Origin of the sequence: Glycomyces lechevalierae, assembly GCF_027622945.1 — a bacterium.
Taxonomy (GTDB): Bacteria; Actinomycetota; Actinomycetes; order Mycobacteriales; family Micromonosporaceae; genus Glycomyces; species Glycomyces rutgersensis.
In genome coordinates this window covers 51,102-65,543 of sequence record NZ_JAPZVQ010000009.1, presented here as the reverse complement: position 1 = coordinate 65,543, position 14,442 = coordinate 51,102, and the positions used below count along the sequence as shown (strand labels likewise).

Here is a 14,442-nt window from a genome sequence, read left to right as displayed (position 1 = left end):
GTAAGTAGGGGAGAGCTTTTAACCCCATCTCTCTATGAAGGGCTTCCTCCTTCAACGAGCTACCGCGCTACGGCGCGGCTTTTTATTTGGATGACGATTTTGTGTTACGAAGCAAAGGAGTACCTGCCATGCCCCTATTTACAGAACCCGTTGATGTTGCTGAAGATATTCGAGCTTATCAGTCCAACGTCGCAACTTTTCGGATCGAGAAGGGCTGGACTACAGAAGAGCTTGCCCGGGCTGTGAAGGTCTCTGCGGCTCATATCCACAACCTCGAAGCAGGTCGGTCCGCTGGATCGGTGCATCTGCTTTTCAAACTTGCCCGAGCCCTGCGGTGCGGCCTTGATGACCTTGTTAGCCCTACCGAGGAAAGCGAATGACCTTGAAAGTAACCCTGTCCATGGCTCCTGATGTTGCCACCCAGCTAGCCACCGAACTTGACCGGCACAGGTCTCACCTTGACGAAGCCGCCGACGTGATCCCACACGATGAAGCCGAGCGGCTACGTGCGCGAGTGGCGTTTCTTGCGGCCGCTATTGACACCATCAATTCCCAGCTCAACCCCTAAGGAAGATCCAAATGTCATTCTCCCGCTACGACGCTGCTACCGGCAAGCGTCGCAAGCCGTTGTCGATTGAACAGCCCTACGAAACCTTGACTGAGTTGGCAGGGCTCATTGACCTGCCTCAGCCGGTTGCTGACCACCTAGAGCGCGTCGAAGCGCTCAGGGCACGACTAGGTAGGCCTGCAGTAGTCGCTCCCTCTCTGCCTGCTCCTGATGCACCTGAAGATGAGTTCGACGCCTACCAGCGCACAGTCACCAGGATTGAGGCTGACTCTGCCGACCGTGCCAAAGCACGAGCCGAGCTTGCCAACCGCCGAGGTGCGACGGGACCGAACAACTCAGCCAAGGTCATCCTTGCTAATGCTGACGAGATCATTGCAACGCTGAATGAGGCTGCGCAGAAGATCATTGCCAAGAAGACGGCTACGACGGAAGATGCGGAGACGTTTAGTCTCCTCGGCCGTCATTGGATTGCAACTCTTGCCTACGTCATTTCGATGACCGAGACGTACGACCTAGGGCACGGCAGCCACGACGAATACGCCGCCTCAGCAGGCGCGCGAGTCGAATTCCCGTTTACGTTGGTCCGGCTGTCTTTCAACTGGGATGCGCCCGCGATGCTGTGGGCAAAGCCTGACGACGTTCCGTCAACTGCGGTAGCTGATCCGTATGACGGTATTCCGTCGCTTGCCGATGTCAAGGTCTTGACCGCTGGTGACTTCCGCCTTGCCTCGCTCAGCGAGGCTGTAGCCATCACTCGACACAGCACGGCATTGAAGTATGAAGCTGCAGTAGAAGCCGCTAGCGCGCGTATCAAGCCGTTGTCCGGTCCGTTCGCAGTCTATCTCGACAAAGCTATTCAAACTCAGGGCCAGACTGACCCTGAGTCCATCATTTTCTGAAGGGACAATTTCGATGACTACCAAATACGAGGACATGCTTGCCAGGGCAGAAGCAGGAATCTCCGTGGATTCCAGTCCTGACACCATTGCTTACCTTAAGGCTCGCGTCGAGACAGAGCGCGAGACGGCTAAGGCTCGTGAAGAGCGTCTTAAAGGCTTGTCTGCTGATGAGCTAGCTGCCCTGATTCGGCCTCGTTAGAAGCAACTACGACTAAGGAACATGAATCATGATTGACCACACTTTTACCCTTGCTGACGGCACTACGCTTGTTGTCTCTCTCGACAAGACGGGACGTGACAGCATCCTTGCGGCGCTCGCGCTTGGCAAGGTTGTGACTGTCCAGATGGCTACGGTGCACGCTGTTATCTTCCCGAACCAGATTGTCTCGATTAGCTGGGCTGTCTTATAGCTCTGCAGGTGGGGGGAGTCCCCCTCCCCCCGCCCTGATCCAAGCGCCGTGGCGCTACCGGCTGCCGAATCTTACAGGTTTCAAGGTTCGCGAAATTCAGACACAAGCTCGCTAGCTGGGCGAACGGTACAATCTAATCAGGACACTTGTTGTCCGGGATTCTGACCGCAGCTTTTCGGGGCTTCCGTTCTCGCGTCTCTGCGCCTAGAATGCCGACATGTGGAGCAACATCAGCGACGCCGCTTCCAACCCCGTATCCGCTTTTCTGATCGCCATCCTTGCGCTTCTATGCTCGCTCGCTGCCCTGAGCTTGCAGTTTCGATCCCATAAGGAGTCCGGCCCCCTCGTAGAAGTGGAAGCTTGGCCTTACTTCGAAACTGACAACGGCAAACGCATGGACGCGCCACTAGATTCCATAGTGCGTCGACTGCGGCTAGGTGATGAGGAGAAAGCGCGCACCGCCGAACGGCCTTCGGTCGTGATAAAGGTGGTAAGTACTGGAAGAATGCCGGTCACCGTGAATCGTATAAATATTCGATACAGTAGCATCTCTTTTGGTGAGTACCGAAGGTTCGAGGGACCGGATTTTCCATGCCGCCTCGAAGCTGGAGAATCAAAAAGCTGGCGTATTGGCGGAAAAAGCATTCTCCGCTGGGAGAAGATGATAGCCGAGGATGAGTCTTTGTATGGCTTCCGTGCGTGGATTGATAGCCGGTTGGGGCGCGATGGTACAAAAGCCCAAGTCTTTCTAGGAAATGGTCAAGTGGTTCGAAGCAATCGAATACGCTTCCTCAGTCCGAAAGAAGCGAACGCGCTTAGAGCTGACGAACCACCCCGTTATTCAGATTTCAACCACACTTGGGACGACGACGAACTTCCGCCGCCTAGAACTGATTTAGCTCCATCCAGCGCGGACGGGACCCCAACTCAACCCTTGGACCGGCCCTGAACGGCCCTCAGAATCAATCTGAGCGGGTTTTCCCTGGTAGACAACGGAAGAACCCCCAGGGCACTTGGCCCCGGGGGTTCCGTATGATTCATAGCTGTCTAGGAAATGAATCAGGTGCCAGGCTACCACCAAACGCCCGGAACGCCGCTGGAGCCCCAGGCGGCCTAGAAGTTGGGGACCGGGTTCACGGCCCGTGTTTCGCCCGTCAAAGGGGCTTCTCTCGTAATGGACGTCAAGCGCCAGCGAGGCTGTGTGTCACGGGTGACCGTGACGCATCCAAGGAAGGCCCGGCCTCGTGTGTTCGCAGAGAACCAGCTACAGGGCGACACTCCATCGCTTCCCCCGCTTTGGGGGACAGGATGCCTGGAGACCAGAGCGCTTGACACACAGCCGCCCTTGCAGAGCCCTAACCAGCCTGCCTAGTGTGATGTCAACTGACCGAAGCGACAGCGACGGATAGTCACTCACCTAGCCCTTTTGCGTCGCCGGACGCTCTAAGGCTAGGGCTCCGTCTGCCTTCCCTCAGCTCTGCTCTGGATAGTCAGTCGTCATGAGGACAAAGAGAAGCCCCTAGCCGAAGCCAGGGGCTGTGTCGCCTGTATCCGACAGGCTGACGGTTGTCAGGATGAAGGTAACACAACCTCTTCGTTCTCTGGTCGCTTCCACTTGACCCGCAACCACTTATAGCCACCCCGGATGGTCAAGGGCGTGACCATATCGGCATAGCCTGCAGGAGGCGGCTCAACACTCGGCGCCTCGGGATCGCCGTAGATCCAGGCTGCAGCCTCTAGATTCGCCAATAGCTTGCGCCGCTCCTCAACATCGGCTGACGCCCAAGCCTCTGCATAGGTTTGCGCGGTCGGCTGCATCTCAATTCTGTCGGGACGCTGCGGCAATGCTTCGAGCCGGGTGCGTTCGGCCGTCAGCGCCGTCAGACGCTTCATGTAATCCTCGGAGTGGCCTTCCCAGAGTCCAGCGTCCGCCTCAGCACGGGTGCGATCGATATTGGCTTGCACTTGTTCAAGTGCTCTGCTGTGATCCTCACCAGGGACGAACACGGGCTCCAAGACGTGTCGTTCCCCCATCTCATCTAGGAACAGGGCTTCAATCATTGGCTCTACCGCATCGGCCCGAATGCGTTGTGGTGCTTCACAAGGCAACATTCGGACGCCAGAGCTACACACGTAGGAATATGGCTGACCCTTGCCCCTTGCGCTTCGATACATCACGAGGCCACAGGACGCACACGTTATGAGCCCTCGGAGCAAGTAAGAAGGGCCGGTCAGCGGACCCTTACGAACCTCCTGAGCGTCTTCGAACGCTCGCAACTCCTGGAACTTCTCGAAACTGATCAGCGGCTCTCCGAACTGAATGGGTGTGCCCGACTCGTCTGTCACGAGTCGGCCCTTCGATGTCCTCTGCCCGATCAAGGCGTATGAACCGAGGATCGCGCTCACGGAAGTCTGGCGCCACTGCTTGCCGTACTTGGTAGGAACGCCTTTCTCGTTGAGCCACTTCGCAAGCTGGCGTTGCGACATGCCAGCGAGACGCTTGTTTACCATCTCCCGCGCGATCTGCGCCGTTTCGGGGTCAATCTCTAGGTACGCGCCGTCATCTCGGCGAACAGTCTTGTAGCCGAACGGGGCGGTAGAGCCGTGAACACGGCCTAGGCTCCTGAGCTTGGCTTGCGAGCTAGTTGCACGCATACTGACCATTGCCCGTTCCCACTCCGCCATAGCCGACAGCAGGACAGTGAAGAACCTGCCCTGAGGCGTTGTGGTATCGACCGTGCCGTCTGTGGTAGCGATCTGCTTGCCGTGCTCAGTCATCCAGTCGGCAAGCTTCAGGAACTCAGAGACGCTGCGCGAGAAGCGATCAAGCTTCCAGGCACATACGATGTCGAACTCAGCCGCCTTGGCGTCGGTCAGCCACTCGCCGAAGCCCTCGCGGTCGAAGGGGGACGTTGCCCCCGACACGCCGTTGTCCACGGCTTCTCCGATGATTTCGTGACCGTGGAGCTTCGCCCATAGCTCCACAGCCTCGCGCTGACGCTCGATACTTGTGCTCTCATCTGCGGCTTTACTCAGCCGCGTCACTATCAAAACCCTCATGTTGACAGCCTAGCAAGCCGGGGGTAATCTGAACACCTCCACAGGTCGACCCGGTTGCCTTCGAACTTGCCCGAGTTGATGCGCCGCAGCGCGTAGTCGCGGATGTCCAGGTCGCCGAGGGCCAAGCCCACGGCGGCGATGCCGTCGGGTCCGGGGAGGGCGTTCGTCTCCATCCAGTGGTCGATCGCGCGGAGGTCGACGTCGCGCTGCACGACCCAGTCGATTTCGGCGTCGACTGTGAGCGCCCTGAAGACCGCCCGTTCCACAGCCGCGCGGCTTCCGGCGGGGGCCGGGGCCAGTTGGGCCGATATGGCGCTGCGGTCCGCCTCCGCGTAGCCGCCCGCGACCGCCACTTCGCAGGAGGCCGCTGAGGTCTCGGGGATCGGCAGGCCTTCGGGCGGGCAGCAGGCCTTCTCACAGGTGAGGCTGAACCAGCGGCCCTCGGCCACCCGCAGCAGGTCGAGTGGTGCGATGCCGGCGGCGTGGTACCGGGTCGAGACCCGCTGGGCGGCCGCCTCCGCGAGTTCGGCCTCGCCGTAGACGATGACCACGCAGCCGTCGCATTCGTTGAGGCTCAACTGCGCCGTGAGGTCCGGCAGGTGCTCCAGATGGTCTGCCGAACCGGGCAGGTCCACCCGGAAGGTGCACTGGAGTTCTCCCTTGAGGAGGCCGACCACGACCAGGCTGTGCTCCGGATGGAAACCCAGGAGGAGCGGAACGGTCGTAAGAAGATCAGTGGGGCCGTTGAGTCGGATTCTCGCTTGTGTCGTGTGCATATAACAACTGTCCGTGACCTGCCTAGTACTGGCAAGAATTATTTTTTGACCTGTGGATAACTAAAACAGGGTGAATTCACCCTGTGGATTGTTTGGACCCGTTTGCGGAGTGTGATAGCGGCGCGTCGCGGGTCCGTCCGGGGCGGCTCGGAGGGCTGAGAGGGAGGGCATCGCGGGCCTGGAGTCGGCGCGGCCGTCCGGCGCGGGGCGATAGGGTGGAAGGTCTGAACCGGGCCGCCCGCGCCCGTGCCGCAAGAGCGCCGCGCGGGGGCCCGCAGCGGGCGAAACCACAGGTCAAAGCGGGAGCGAAGCGTGTCGAACCAGTACGTCCACCTGCACGTGCACACCGAGTACTCGATGCTCGACGGGGCTGCGAAACTCAAACCCCTGTTCGCAGAGGCGGAGCGACTGGGTCAGCCCGCGATCGCGATGACCGACCACGGGAACATGTACGGCGGCTACGCCTTCTATCAGCAGGCGAAGAAGACCGGCGTGAAGCCGATCCTCGGCATCGAGGCCTACATCGCGCCGCAGGACCGCTTCCACAAGAAGCCCGTGTTCTGGGGCGAGCCGTCCCAGCGCGGCGACGACCTCTCCGGCGGCGGCTCCTACACGCACATGACGATGGTCGCCAAGAGCTCCACCGGCCTGCGGAACCTCTTCCGCATGTCGAGCCTCGCCTCCTTCGAGGGCTACTACTACAAGCCCCGCATGGACCGCGAGCTCATCGCCCAGAACGCCGAGGGCATCGTCGCGACCACCGGCTGCCCCTCCGGCGAGGTGCAGACCCGCTTCCGCCTCGGCCAGACCAAGGAGGCCTACCAAGCCGCCTCCGACTACCGGGACATCTTCGGGGCCGACAACTTCTTCCTCGAGATCATGGACCACAACAACCAGATCGACGTGCGCGTCAAGGACGAGCTGTACGAGCTGGGCCGCAAGATGAACATCAAGCCGCTGGTCACGAACGACTCCCACTTCGTGACCGAGGAGCAGAAGTCCACGCACGCGGCCCTGCTGTGCGTCCAGTCGGGCACCACCCTGGACGACCCGAAGCGGTTCAAGTTCGACGGCGAGGGCTACTTCCTGCGCTCGGCCGAGCAGATGTACGGCATCAAGACCGACGACCTGTGGCAGGAGGGGTGCCAGAACACGCTCCTCGTCGCCGAGATGGTCGAGTCCTACGACGAGATCTTCGCCGTCCAGGACCGCATGCCCGTCATCGACGTCCCCGAAGGCCACGACCAGGGCTCCTGGCTGCGCCACCTCGTCCTCGGCGGCCTCAAGGACCGCTTCCCCGGCCAAGAGGTCCCCGCCGACTACCTCGAGCGCGCCGACCTCGAGCTCAACGTCATCATCAACGCCGGCTACCCCTCCTACTTCCTCGTCGTCGCCGACCTCATCAGCCACGCCCGCTCCATCGGCATCTACGTCGGCCCCGGCCGCGGCTCCGCCGCCGGCTCGCTCGTCGCGTACGCCATGAAGATCACGAACATCGACCCGATCGAGCACGGCCTCCTCTTCGAGCGGTTCCTCAACCCCGAGCGCGTCTCGATGCCCGACATCGACATCGACTTCGACGACCGCCGCCGCGGCGAGATGATCACCTACGCCACCGAGAAGTACGGCAAGGAGTTCGTCGCCCAGGTCATCACCTTCGGCACCATCAAGACCAAGGCCGCGATCAAGGACGCCGCCCGCGTCCACCACGGCCAGCCAGGCTTCTCCATCGCCGAGCGCATCACCAAGGCCCTCCCGCCGCCCGTCGCCGCGACCGACATCCCGCTCTCGGGCATCCTCGACGCCGACCACCCGCGGTACAAGGAGGCCGGCGAGGTCCGCACCCTCATCGAGACCGACAACGAAGTCCGCACCATCTTCGACACCGCGCTCGGCCTCGAAGGCCTGATCCGCAACGCCGGCGTCCACGCCTGCGCCGTCATCCTCTCCTCGCAGCCCCTGATCGACTGCATCCCCATGTGGGCCAGGCCGGACGGCTCGATCATCACCGGCTGGGACTACCCGTCCTGCGAGGACATCGGCCTCCTGAAGATGGACTTCCTGGGCCTGCGCAACCTCACCGTCATCGGCGACGCGATCGAGGCGATCAAGCTCAACCGGGGCGTCGAGATCGACCTCGACACGCTCCCCACGGACGACCCGAAGGCCTACGAACTGCTCGCCCGCGGCGACAGCCTCGGCGTGTTCCAGCTCGACGGCGCGGCCATGCGCGAACTCCTGAAGCGCATGCAGCCCACCGAGTTCAACGACATCATCGCCGTCAACGCCCTCTACCGGCCCGGCCCGATGGCCGCGAACTCGCACAACAACTACGCCGACCGCAAGAACAAGCGCCAAGAGGTCGTCCCGCTCCACCCCGAGCTCGGCGAGGCCCTCGAGGACATCCTCTCCGAGACGTACGGTCTCATCGTCTACCAAGAGCAGATCATGCGCATCGCCCAGAAGCTCGCCGGCTTCACGATGGGCCAAGCGGACATGCTCCGCAAGGCCATGGGCAAGAAGAAGATCGACGTCCTGGAGAAGATGTACGCCGACTACGAGGCCGGCATGCTCGGCAACGGCTACTCCAAGGACTCGATCAAGACCCTGTGGGACATCATGCTCCCCTTCGCCGGCTACGCGTTCAACAAGTCGCACGCCGCCGGCTACGCCCTCGTCGGGTACTGGACCGCCTACCTCAAGGCCAACTACCCCGCCGAGTACATGTCCGCGCTGCTCACCTCCGTGGGCGACTCCAAGGACAAGGCCGCGATCTACCTCTCCGAATGCCGCCGCATGGGCATCACCGTCATGCCCCCGGACGTCAACGAGTCGCGCCACATGTTCCACCCGGTCGGCAAGGACATCCGCTACGGCATGGGCGCGGTCCGCAACGTCGGCGCGAACGTCGTCGCCGGCATCATCGAGGCCCGCGAGGAGAAGGGCGCCTACGCCGACTTCAAGGACTTCCTCCAGAAGGTCCCCGCCCCGGTCTGCAACAAGCGCACCGTCGAATCGCTGATCAAGGCCGGCGCGTTCGACTCCCTCGGGCACGCCCGCCGCGGCCTCGCCGAAGTGCACGAGAAGGCGATCGACGCCATGGTCTCCATCAAGAAGGAGGAGGCCCGCGGTCAGTTCGACCTGTTCGGCGGCATGATGGAGGACACCACCGAGACCCTCGGCGTCGACCTCACCATCGCCGACGACGAATGGGACCGCCGCGACAAGCTCGCCTTCGAACGCGAAATGCTCGGCCTCTACGTCTCCGACCACCCGCTCAACGGCTTCGAGCGGCTGCTCTCCTCCAACGCCGACCGCCCCATCGCCGCGCTCCACGGCGAGGAGATCGCCGACGGTGCGAACGTGCGCGTCGCCGGCATCCTCCAGAACGTTGCCAAGCGCGTCACCAAGCAGGGCAAGCTGTGGGCCTCCGCGACCCTGGAGGACCTGGCCGGCTCGATCGAGGTCCGGTTCTTCCCCAACACGTACGAGCTCGTCTCCGACTCGCTCGCGGACGACCTCGTGTGCTGCGTCAAGGGCAAGCTCGACCGCCGCGACGGCACCGCGCAGCTCATCGCCCAGGACCTCGCCGTCCTCGACACCTCGACCGGCCCCGAAGCGAACTCGGCGCCGATCACGTTGGCGCTCAGGGCGGCCGCGGTGAACCAGGACCTCATCGAGAAGCTCTCCGACACGTTCAAGACCCACCGCGGCGAAGCCCAGGTCCGAGTCCAGCTCGCCAACGGACCCAAGACCACCCTGCTCGCCCTCGGCGACCAGTGGCGCGTGCGGCCCTCGGTCGAACTCTCGGCCGACCTCAAGGCGATCCTCGGCGTCGGCGCCCTCGTCGGCTAGAAGCATGGAAAAAGGGCCCGGCCGCTGCAACGCGGCCGGGCCCTTCGCATTCCGGCTACCGGTCCCGCCGTCCACCGCGCACTGCGCAAGGATGACGACATGACTCCCGTTCACGAACTGGGTGCAGCCTCGCCGACCCGGCGGAAAGCCTCCCTCCTGCGCTTCGCCACCGAGCTCGGCGCCTGGGGCGCCATCGGCACGGCCTTCGCCCAGATCTCGCTGCCCCTCGCCATCGCCGTGGTCCTCGCCGCGATCGCACTCCCCACCGTCTACGCCACGCCCGGCGACAAACCGCAGGCCCACGTCCCCGTCCCCGGCTGGGTGACCATCGTGATCCTCGCCGCGACCATGGCCGGCGGCGTCGTCGCCGCCTGGATCGCCTGGCCCTGGTGGGCCGCGGCCGCTCTGAGCGCCTTGACGATCGCGAGCCTCATCGCGGAACTGCCGCGGTGGCGCTGGCTGCTGACCGCGAAGGCCCGTCAGTGAAGTCGCCGACGGGCCCTGAGCGTCAAGCGTCGAAGTCGGTCCCGCGCGAGACGTGCTCCCACGCGGCGAGCTCTTCGACCTGGGACTTGAGCGCGCCGCCGATCGCGTCCGCCGCGTCGTTTCCCAGCACGAGGCGCAGCGGGACCTGCTCGGCCGCAAGGGCTTCGAGGACCGCGGCGGCCGCCTTCGCCGGGTCGCCCGGCTCCTTGCCGTTCGAGTCGGGGAACGCAGTCCTGAAGGGCCCCACGGTCTCCTCGTAGGCGTCGAGCGGCGCCGAGGTCGTCTGCGAGCCGCTGGTCAGGCCGGTCCGGAACGCGCCCGGCTCGACCACGAGCACGTCGATCCCGTGCGGCGCGACCTCGGCCACGAGCGCGTCGCTGAGCCCCTCGAGCGCGTACTTCGTGGCGGAGTAGGCGCCCACGCCGGGGAACGACATGCGCCCGCCCATGCTGCTGAACTGCACGATCGCGCCGCTCCCCTGGGCGCGCATGTGCGGGAGGACGGCCCGCACGAGGTCGGCGGGACCGAAGAAGTGCAGGTCCATGAGGGCGCGGAGCTCGGCGTCCGTGGTCTCCTCGACCGCGCCGATGTGCCCGCGTCCGGCGTTGTTGACCAGGACGTCGATGCGGCCGTACCAGAGCACGGCCTCGGCCACGACCGCCTTGATCCGGGCCGGGTCGGTGACGTCGAGCGCCACCGGGATCGCCCGGCCGGGGTGGGCGGCGGCCAGGTCGTCGAGGGTCTCGGGCTTGCGGGCCGTCGCGATCACGGTGTCGCCCTTGGCGAGCGCGGCCTCGGCGAGCGCGCGGCCGAAGCCGGAGGAGGCGCCGGTGATGAGCCAGACGCGGCCTTCGGCGGCGCGGGTGGGGTTGTCGCTCATGGGGTTCCTTCCAGTGCTGTGTGCGGTTCCTTTATCCCCCTGGGGGATGGGGAGCGTCCAATACCGATTTCGGAAGATGTCATAAACGGCGTTTATGATCGCTGCGTGGAGTTGCGGCAACTGCGGTATGTGACGGTGATAGCCGAGCATGGGAACCTCGGGCGGGCGGCGAACGCGCTGTACGTCAGCCAGCCCGCGCTTTCATACGCGCTCAAGCGGTTCGAGGCCGAGATCGGGCTGCGGGTCTTCGACCGCAACCCGTCCGGGGTCGTGCCGACCGAGGCGGGCCGGGAGGTCCTGGCCGCAGCGGCCGAAGCGGTCGCCGCCGCGGAACGGGTTGCGGCCGTTGCCGACCGGCACCGTCTCGGCCAGGTCCTGCGGGTCGGTTTCGAGGCGAGCGGCGCGGGCGAGTTGACCACGCGGGCCCGCGCCGAGTTCGCCCGGCGGCACCCGGACGTGCGGGTGGTGCCCCGGCGGTTCGACTGGGGCGGTGAGGGACCGGCGCTGCGCGAGGGCCAAGTGGACGTCGCTTTCGTCTGGCTCCCTGCAGATCTCACCCGCTGCCGCAGCGTGGTCGTCCACTCCGAGCCGCGCGTGGTAGGCCTCCCTGTCGGGCACCGGCTGGCGTCGCGCGAGGGCGTGAGCGTGGTCGAGACGAACAGCGAACCCCTCATGTGGACGGACAAGGCGCCGCGCGACTGGGTCGACTGGTGGGCCGTCAATCCGAGGCCGGACGGCTCGGAGCCGTTGTGGGGACCGCAGAACGACAACGTCGAGGAGATGCTGGAGCAGGTCGCCGAGGGCGCCGCGATCTGCTTCGCGCCGCAGAGCATGGCCGCGTACTACGCCCGGCCGGACCTGGTCTGGGTGCCGCTCACGGACGCCGAGCCGCTGCGGGTGGCCCTGGCCTGGCGCGGATTCGACGATTCGCCGCTCGTGCGCGGCTTCGTCGAGGTCGTCCGCGAACTCGCCGAGCGGTGAGGCCGTGAGCCGGAGCGGCGATGCGGTGAAAGAACACCGGTCCGATCCGGTCACATCCGCCGCCCGCCATCCGTCATAAGGGCATAGAGCACAACGAGAAAGAAGGCAGACAGCCATGAGCGCCACCACGCCCCGCTTCCCGAACCCCGGCTCCCTCGTCCCCGCCGTCAACGACGCCACCAAGGTCCTCTACCAGGCCACCGGCAACGGCTCGATCCCGCGCGCCACCATCTCCCTGGTGCAGCTCCGCATCGGTCAGATCTTCCAGAGCGAGTACCTCACGACCCTGCAGGTCAACATCCTCCGCGGCATCGGCGAGACCGAGGAGCGGATCGGCGCCGTCGCCGACTGGAAGGACGCCGCGGTCTTCGACGACGCCGAGCGGGCCGCGCTCGCCCTCGCCGAAGCGGTCTTCACCGAGAGCCCCACCGGGCAGCGCGTCACCGACGAGGTGTACGCCGAGGCCGCGAAGCACTACGACGAGGAGGGGCTCGTGACGCTCGCGACCGTGATCGGCCAGATCGGGTTCTTCGTCCCGCTGGCGGTCATCGGCCAGCCGATCCCCGGCACCTCCCCGTCCAAGCAGTGGAGGCAGTGAAGGCACGACGGCGAGGGCCCGCGCTCGGCGCGGGCCCTTTTTCGTTGCCGCCCTGCCGAACTCATCGGAAGTGACCGGCATCACGGACGGAGGATCGGCTCGGGCGGTCACATCGGCGCGGCGGCATCCGTCATGGCGGTGTACCGGAAAGACGAGAAAGGAACACCGTCATGAGCACTTCACCTCGCATCGAGAACCCCGCCCAGCACCTTCCCGTCGTCGGCGAGATCGCCGCGGCCGTCAACCGCGTGAACGAGGAGGGCGTGCTTCCCAAGGAGCTGGTCACCCTGGTGGGCCTGCGCGTCGGCCAGCTGGTCGGCAGCTCCTACTTCACGGCCCGCCAGCTCGGCGAAGCCGAGGACACCCCCGAGCGGCTCGGCGCCGTCGCCACCTGGCGCACCTCGCCGTACTTCACCGAAGCCGAGCGGGCCGCCCTCGCGCTCACCGAGGCCGTGCACACGCCGAACCCGACCGGCGAGCGCGTCAGCGACGAGCTGTTCGACGAGGCCGCGAAGCACTTCAGCGACAAGGAGCTCGTGGTACTCACGGGGGTCCTCGGCCAGATCGGGTACTTCATCCCGCTGGCCCTCATCGGCAGCCCGAAGGTCGGCGTCTCCTTCGCCGAGCAGTGGCAGAAGTAGGAACACCGTTCAGGGCCCGCGCGCGGCGCGGGCCCTGTCCTGTGCGCGGGCTCAGGCGAGGACGCCGAGGACGAGTGCGGCGGCGGTCGGGACCAGGTACAGGACCGGGTACGCCACCGTCGCGTATGAGCGGGCCCGCAGCACGGTGACGACCGCGCCGCTGAAGTAGAGGATGACGCCGACGGCCGCGGCGACCCCGATCCACGGGATCACCAGGCCGACGAGCAGGCCCACCGCCCCGGCGGCCTTGAGCAGGCCGAGCGGGGCCCACCACGACTGCGGCACCCCGTAGTGCTGCAAAGGCTCGATGACGAAGGCCGCCTTGGTGAGCAGCGAGTAGGCCGAGAATCCGACCCAGAGCGCGGCGGCGATGGTGACGATGACGTGGGCGATGGCCATGGGAATGCTCCGGTTCGATTCGCGGGGACGCTTACATCCGGTTGAACCGCCGCGCGCCGCGAACGTGACAGCGACGCCTGAAAGGTGTCGTGGATCACGAGCGTCCGGTCGTGGCCGGCCGGAGGCCTAGGATTCGGCGATGCAGAGGATCGAAGCCGGGGCCGTGACGATCACCGACCGGCGCACCGAGCGGAGCTGGACGGTCGAGGTCGCACCGTTCCTGTTGTCGCCGTTGCAGGTCGCGCAGTGCGAGATCGGCGAGGCGCGCGGGAGTGCCGACGATCTGCTGCCCGCGGTGAACACGTCCTGGTTCGAGGCCGTCGACTACTGCAACCGCGCTTCCGAGCGGGCGGGCCTGCGACCCGCCTACACGGTCACCGGCGCGGCGGGCGAGGGCGGAGCCGTGGTGTGGGACCGCGCCGCCGACGGGTACCGGCTGCCGACCGAGGCCGAATGGGAGCACGCCTGCCGGGCCGGCACGACCGGCCCCCGTTACGGCGAGCTCGACGAGATCGCCTGGTACCGGGACAACTCCGGCGAGCGCCTGCACCGCGGCGGCGAGAAGGCGCCGAACGCGTGGGGCCTGCACGACATGATCGGCAACGCCTGGGAATGGTGCTGGGACGTCTACGACGCCGAGGTCTACAAGGACTACCGCGTCATCAAGGGCGGCGGCTGGTTCGACGAGCACTGGTCCTGCCGGGCGGGCGTGCGCCGCCGGACCATGCCGACGCTCCGCATCGACGACCTCGGCTTCCGCCTGGCGCGCAACGCCTCTTGAGTACGACCGCGGGCACGTGGAAGCGGGGGGGGGGGGGGGGGCCCCCCCCCCGCGGGGGCGGGGGGGGGGGGGGGGCCGCCCCCACAACCCGGCGGGGGCCCCCGGGGC

Annotated in this window: 15 protein-coding genes; 11 read left to right on the top strand and 4 right to left on the bottom strand. The window is 65.3% G+C overall.

The features are described 5' to 3' along the window. Positions 1-128 precede the first annotated feature (128 nt). The 5 genes from O2L01_RS15270 to O2L01_RS15250 all read left to right on the top strand — a co-directional run bounded on the left by O2L01_RS15270 (position 129) and on the right by O2L01_RS15250 (position 2,826). Positions 129-380: a helix-turn-helix transcriptional regulator gene (locus O2L01_RS15270; protein ID WP_270122824.1), complete on the top strand. Its 252-nt coding sequence runs from the start codon at positions 129-131 to the stop codon at positions 378-380. Continuing rightward, complete coding sequence (locus O2L01_RS15265; RefSeq protein ID WP_270122823.1) at positions 377-568, top strand: hypothetical protein; 192 nt, start codon at positions 377-379, stop codon at positions 566-568. The genes O2L01_RS15270 and O2L01_RS15265 overlap by 4 nt, the downstream gene beginning before the upstream one ends. Before the next feature lie 11 nt (positions 569-579). Further along, positions 580-1,467 (top strand): hypothetical protein, encoded by an 888-nt coding sequence (locus O2L01_RS15260; RefSeq protein WP_270122822.1) that lies wholly within the window; start codon positions 580-582, stop codon positions 1,465-1,467. A gap of 227 nt (positions 1,468-1,694) precedes the next feature. After that, entirely contained in the window at positions 1,695-1,877 is a 183-nt protein-coding gene (locus O2L01_RS15255) for a hypothetical protein (protein ID WP_270122821.1), read from the top strand. Between the two features lie 217 nt (positions 1,878-2,094). After that, entirely contained in the window at positions 2,095-2,826 is a 732-nt protein-coding gene (locus tag O2L01_RS15250; RefSeq protein ID WP_270122820.1) for a hypothetical protein, read from the top strand. Between the two features lie 620 nt (positions 2,827-3,446). On the opposite strand, the gene O2L01_RS15245 is transcribed toward O2L01_RS15250, so the two are convergent. Next, positions 3,447-4,937: a recombinase family protein gene (locus O2L01_RS15245; RefSeq protein WP_270122819.1), complete on the bottom strand. Its 1,491-nt coding sequence runs from the start codon at positions 4,935-4,937 to the stop codon at positions 3,447-3,449. Next, entirely contained in the window at positions 4,934-5,713 is a 780-nt protein-coding gene (locus tag O2L01_RS15240) for a DUF4192 domain-containing protein (RefSeq protein ID WP_270122818.1), read from the bottom strand. The genes O2L01_RS15245 and O2L01_RS15240 overlap by 4 nt, the downstream gene beginning before the upstream one ends. Positions 5,714-6,025: 312 nt before the next feature. Here O2L01_RS15240 and dnaE point away from each other — a divergent pair, with 312 nt between their 5' ends. Beyond that, complete coding sequence (dnaE, locus tag O2L01_RS15235; RefSeq protein WP_270122817.1) at positions 6,026-9,568, top strand: DNA polymerase III subunit alpha; 3,543 nt, start codon at positions 6,026-6,028, stop codon at positions 9,566-9,568. A gap of 99 nt (positions 9,569-9,667) precedes the next feature. Continuing rightward, complete coding sequence (locus O2L01_RS15230) at positions 9,668-10,054, top strand: hypothetical protein (protein ID WP_270122816.1); 387 nt, start codon at positions 9,668-9,670, stop codon at positions 10,052-10,054. Between the two features lie 22 nt (positions 10,055-10,076). Here the strand turns inward: O2L01_RS15230 and O2L01_RS15225 are convergent, their stop codons facing one another. Further along, positions 10,077-10,934, bottom strand: coding sequence for an oxidoreductase (locus O2L01_RS15225; RefSeq protein WP_270122815.1), 858 nt, complete (start codon positions 10,932-10,934; stop codon positions 10,077-10,079). 105 nt (positions 10,935-11,039) lie between these two features. Between O2L01_RS15225 and O2L01_RS15220 the strand changes: the two genes are divergently transcribed. The 3 genes from O2L01_RS15220 to O2L01_RS15210 all read left to right on the top strand — a co-directional run bounded on the left by O2L01_RS15220 (position 11,040) and on the right by O2L01_RS15210 (position 13,154). After that, positions 11,040-11,915, top strand: a complete 876-nt coding sequence (locus O2L01_RS15220; RefSeq protein WP_270122814.1) for a LysR family transcriptional regulator — start codon at positions 11,040-11,042, stop codon at positions 11,913-11,915. Positions 11,916-12,030: 115 nt separating this feature from the next. Further along, positions 12,031-12,513, top strand: a complete 483-nt coding sequence (locus O2L01_RS15215) for a carboxymuconolactone decarboxylase family protein (protein ID WP_270122813.1) — start codon at positions 12,031-12,033, stop codon at positions 12,511-12,513. Positions 12,514-12,683: 170 nt separating this feature from the next. After that, positions 12,684-13,154, top strand: coding sequence for a carboxymuconolactone decarboxylase family protein (locus O2L01_RS15210; protein ID WP_270122812.1), 471 nt, complete (start codon positions 12,684-12,686; stop codon positions 13,152-13,154). 51 nt (positions 13,155-13,205) lie between these two features. On the opposite strand, the gene O2L01_RS15205 is transcribed toward O2L01_RS15210, so the two are convergent. Beyond that, positions 13,206-13,553 (bottom strand): DoxX family protein, encoded by a 348-nt coding sequence (locus O2L01_RS15205; protein ID WP_270122811.1) that lies wholly within the window; start codon positions 13,551-13,553, stop codon positions 13,206-13,208. Positions 13,554-13,692: 139 nt separating this feature from the next. Between O2L01_RS15205 and O2L01_RS15200 the strand changes: the two genes are divergently transcribed. Further along, a complete protein-coding gene (locus O2L01_RS15200) occupies positions 13,693-14,334 on the top strand; it encodes a formylglycine-generating enzyme family protein (RefSeq protein ID WP_270122810.1) in 642 nt (213 codons plus the stop codon). Positions 14,335-14,442: the final 108 nt, after the last annotated feature.

What these genes read in the sequence shown, in the direction of transcription:
- O2L01_RS15215 (WP_270122813.1), top strand. Translation starts at nt 12,031, where the DNA reads ATGAGCGCCACCACGCCCCGCTTCCCGAACCCCGGCTCCCTCGTCCCC.
- O2L01_RS15270 (WP_270122824.1), top strand. Translation starts at nt 129, where the DNA reads ATGCCCCTATTTACAGAACCCGTTGATGTTGCTGAAGATATTCGAGCT.
- O2L01_RS15240 (WP_270122818.1), bottom strand. Translation starts at nt 5,713, where the DNA reads ATGCACACGACACAAGCGAGAATCCGACTCAACGGCCCCACTGATCTT.
- O2L01_RS15260 (WP_270122822.1), top strand. Translation starts at nt 580, where the DNA reads ATGTCATTCTCCCGCTACGACGCTGCTACCGGCAAGCGTCGCAAGCCG.
- O2L01_RS15230 (WP_270122816.1), top strand. Translation starts at nt 9,668, where the DNA reads ATGACTCCCGTTCACGAACTGGGTGCAGCCTCGCCGACCCGGCGGAAA.
- O2L01_RS15205 (WP_270122811.1), bottom strand. Translation starts at nt 13,553, where the DNA reads ATGGCCATCGCCCACGTCATCGTCACCATCGCCGCCGCGCTCTGGGTC.
- O2L01_RS15245 (WP_270122819.1), bottom strand. Translation starts at nt 4,937, where the DNA reads ATGAGGGTTTTGATAGTGACGCGGCTGAGTAAAGCCGCAGATGAGAGC.
- O2L01_RS15225 (WP_270122815.1), bottom strand. Translation starts at nt 10,934, where the DNA reads ATGAGCGACAACCCCACCCGCGCCGCCGAAGGCCGCGTCTGGCTCATC.
- O2L01_RS15255 (WP_270122821.1), top strand. Translation starts at nt 1,695, where the DNA reads ATGATTGACCACACTTTTACCCTTGCTGACGGCACTACGCTTGTTGTC.
- O2L01_RS15210 (WP_270122812.1), top strand. Translation starts at nt 12,684, where the DNA reads ATGAGCACTTCACCTCGCATCGAGAACCCCGCCCAGCACCTTCCCGTC.
- O2L01_RS15250 (WP_270122820.1), top strand. Translation starts at nt 2,095, where the DNA reads ATGTGGAGCAACATCAGCGACGCCGCTTCCAACCCCGTATCCGCTTTT.
- O2L01_RS15265 (WP_270122823.1), top strand. Translation starts at nt 377, where the DNA reads ATGACCTTGAAAGTAACCCTGTCCATGGCTCCTGATGTTGCCACCCAG.
- O2L01_RS15200 (WP_270122810.1), top strand. Translation starts at nt 13,693, where the DNA reads ATGCAGAGGATCGAAGCCGGGGCCGTGACGATCACCGACCGGCGCACC.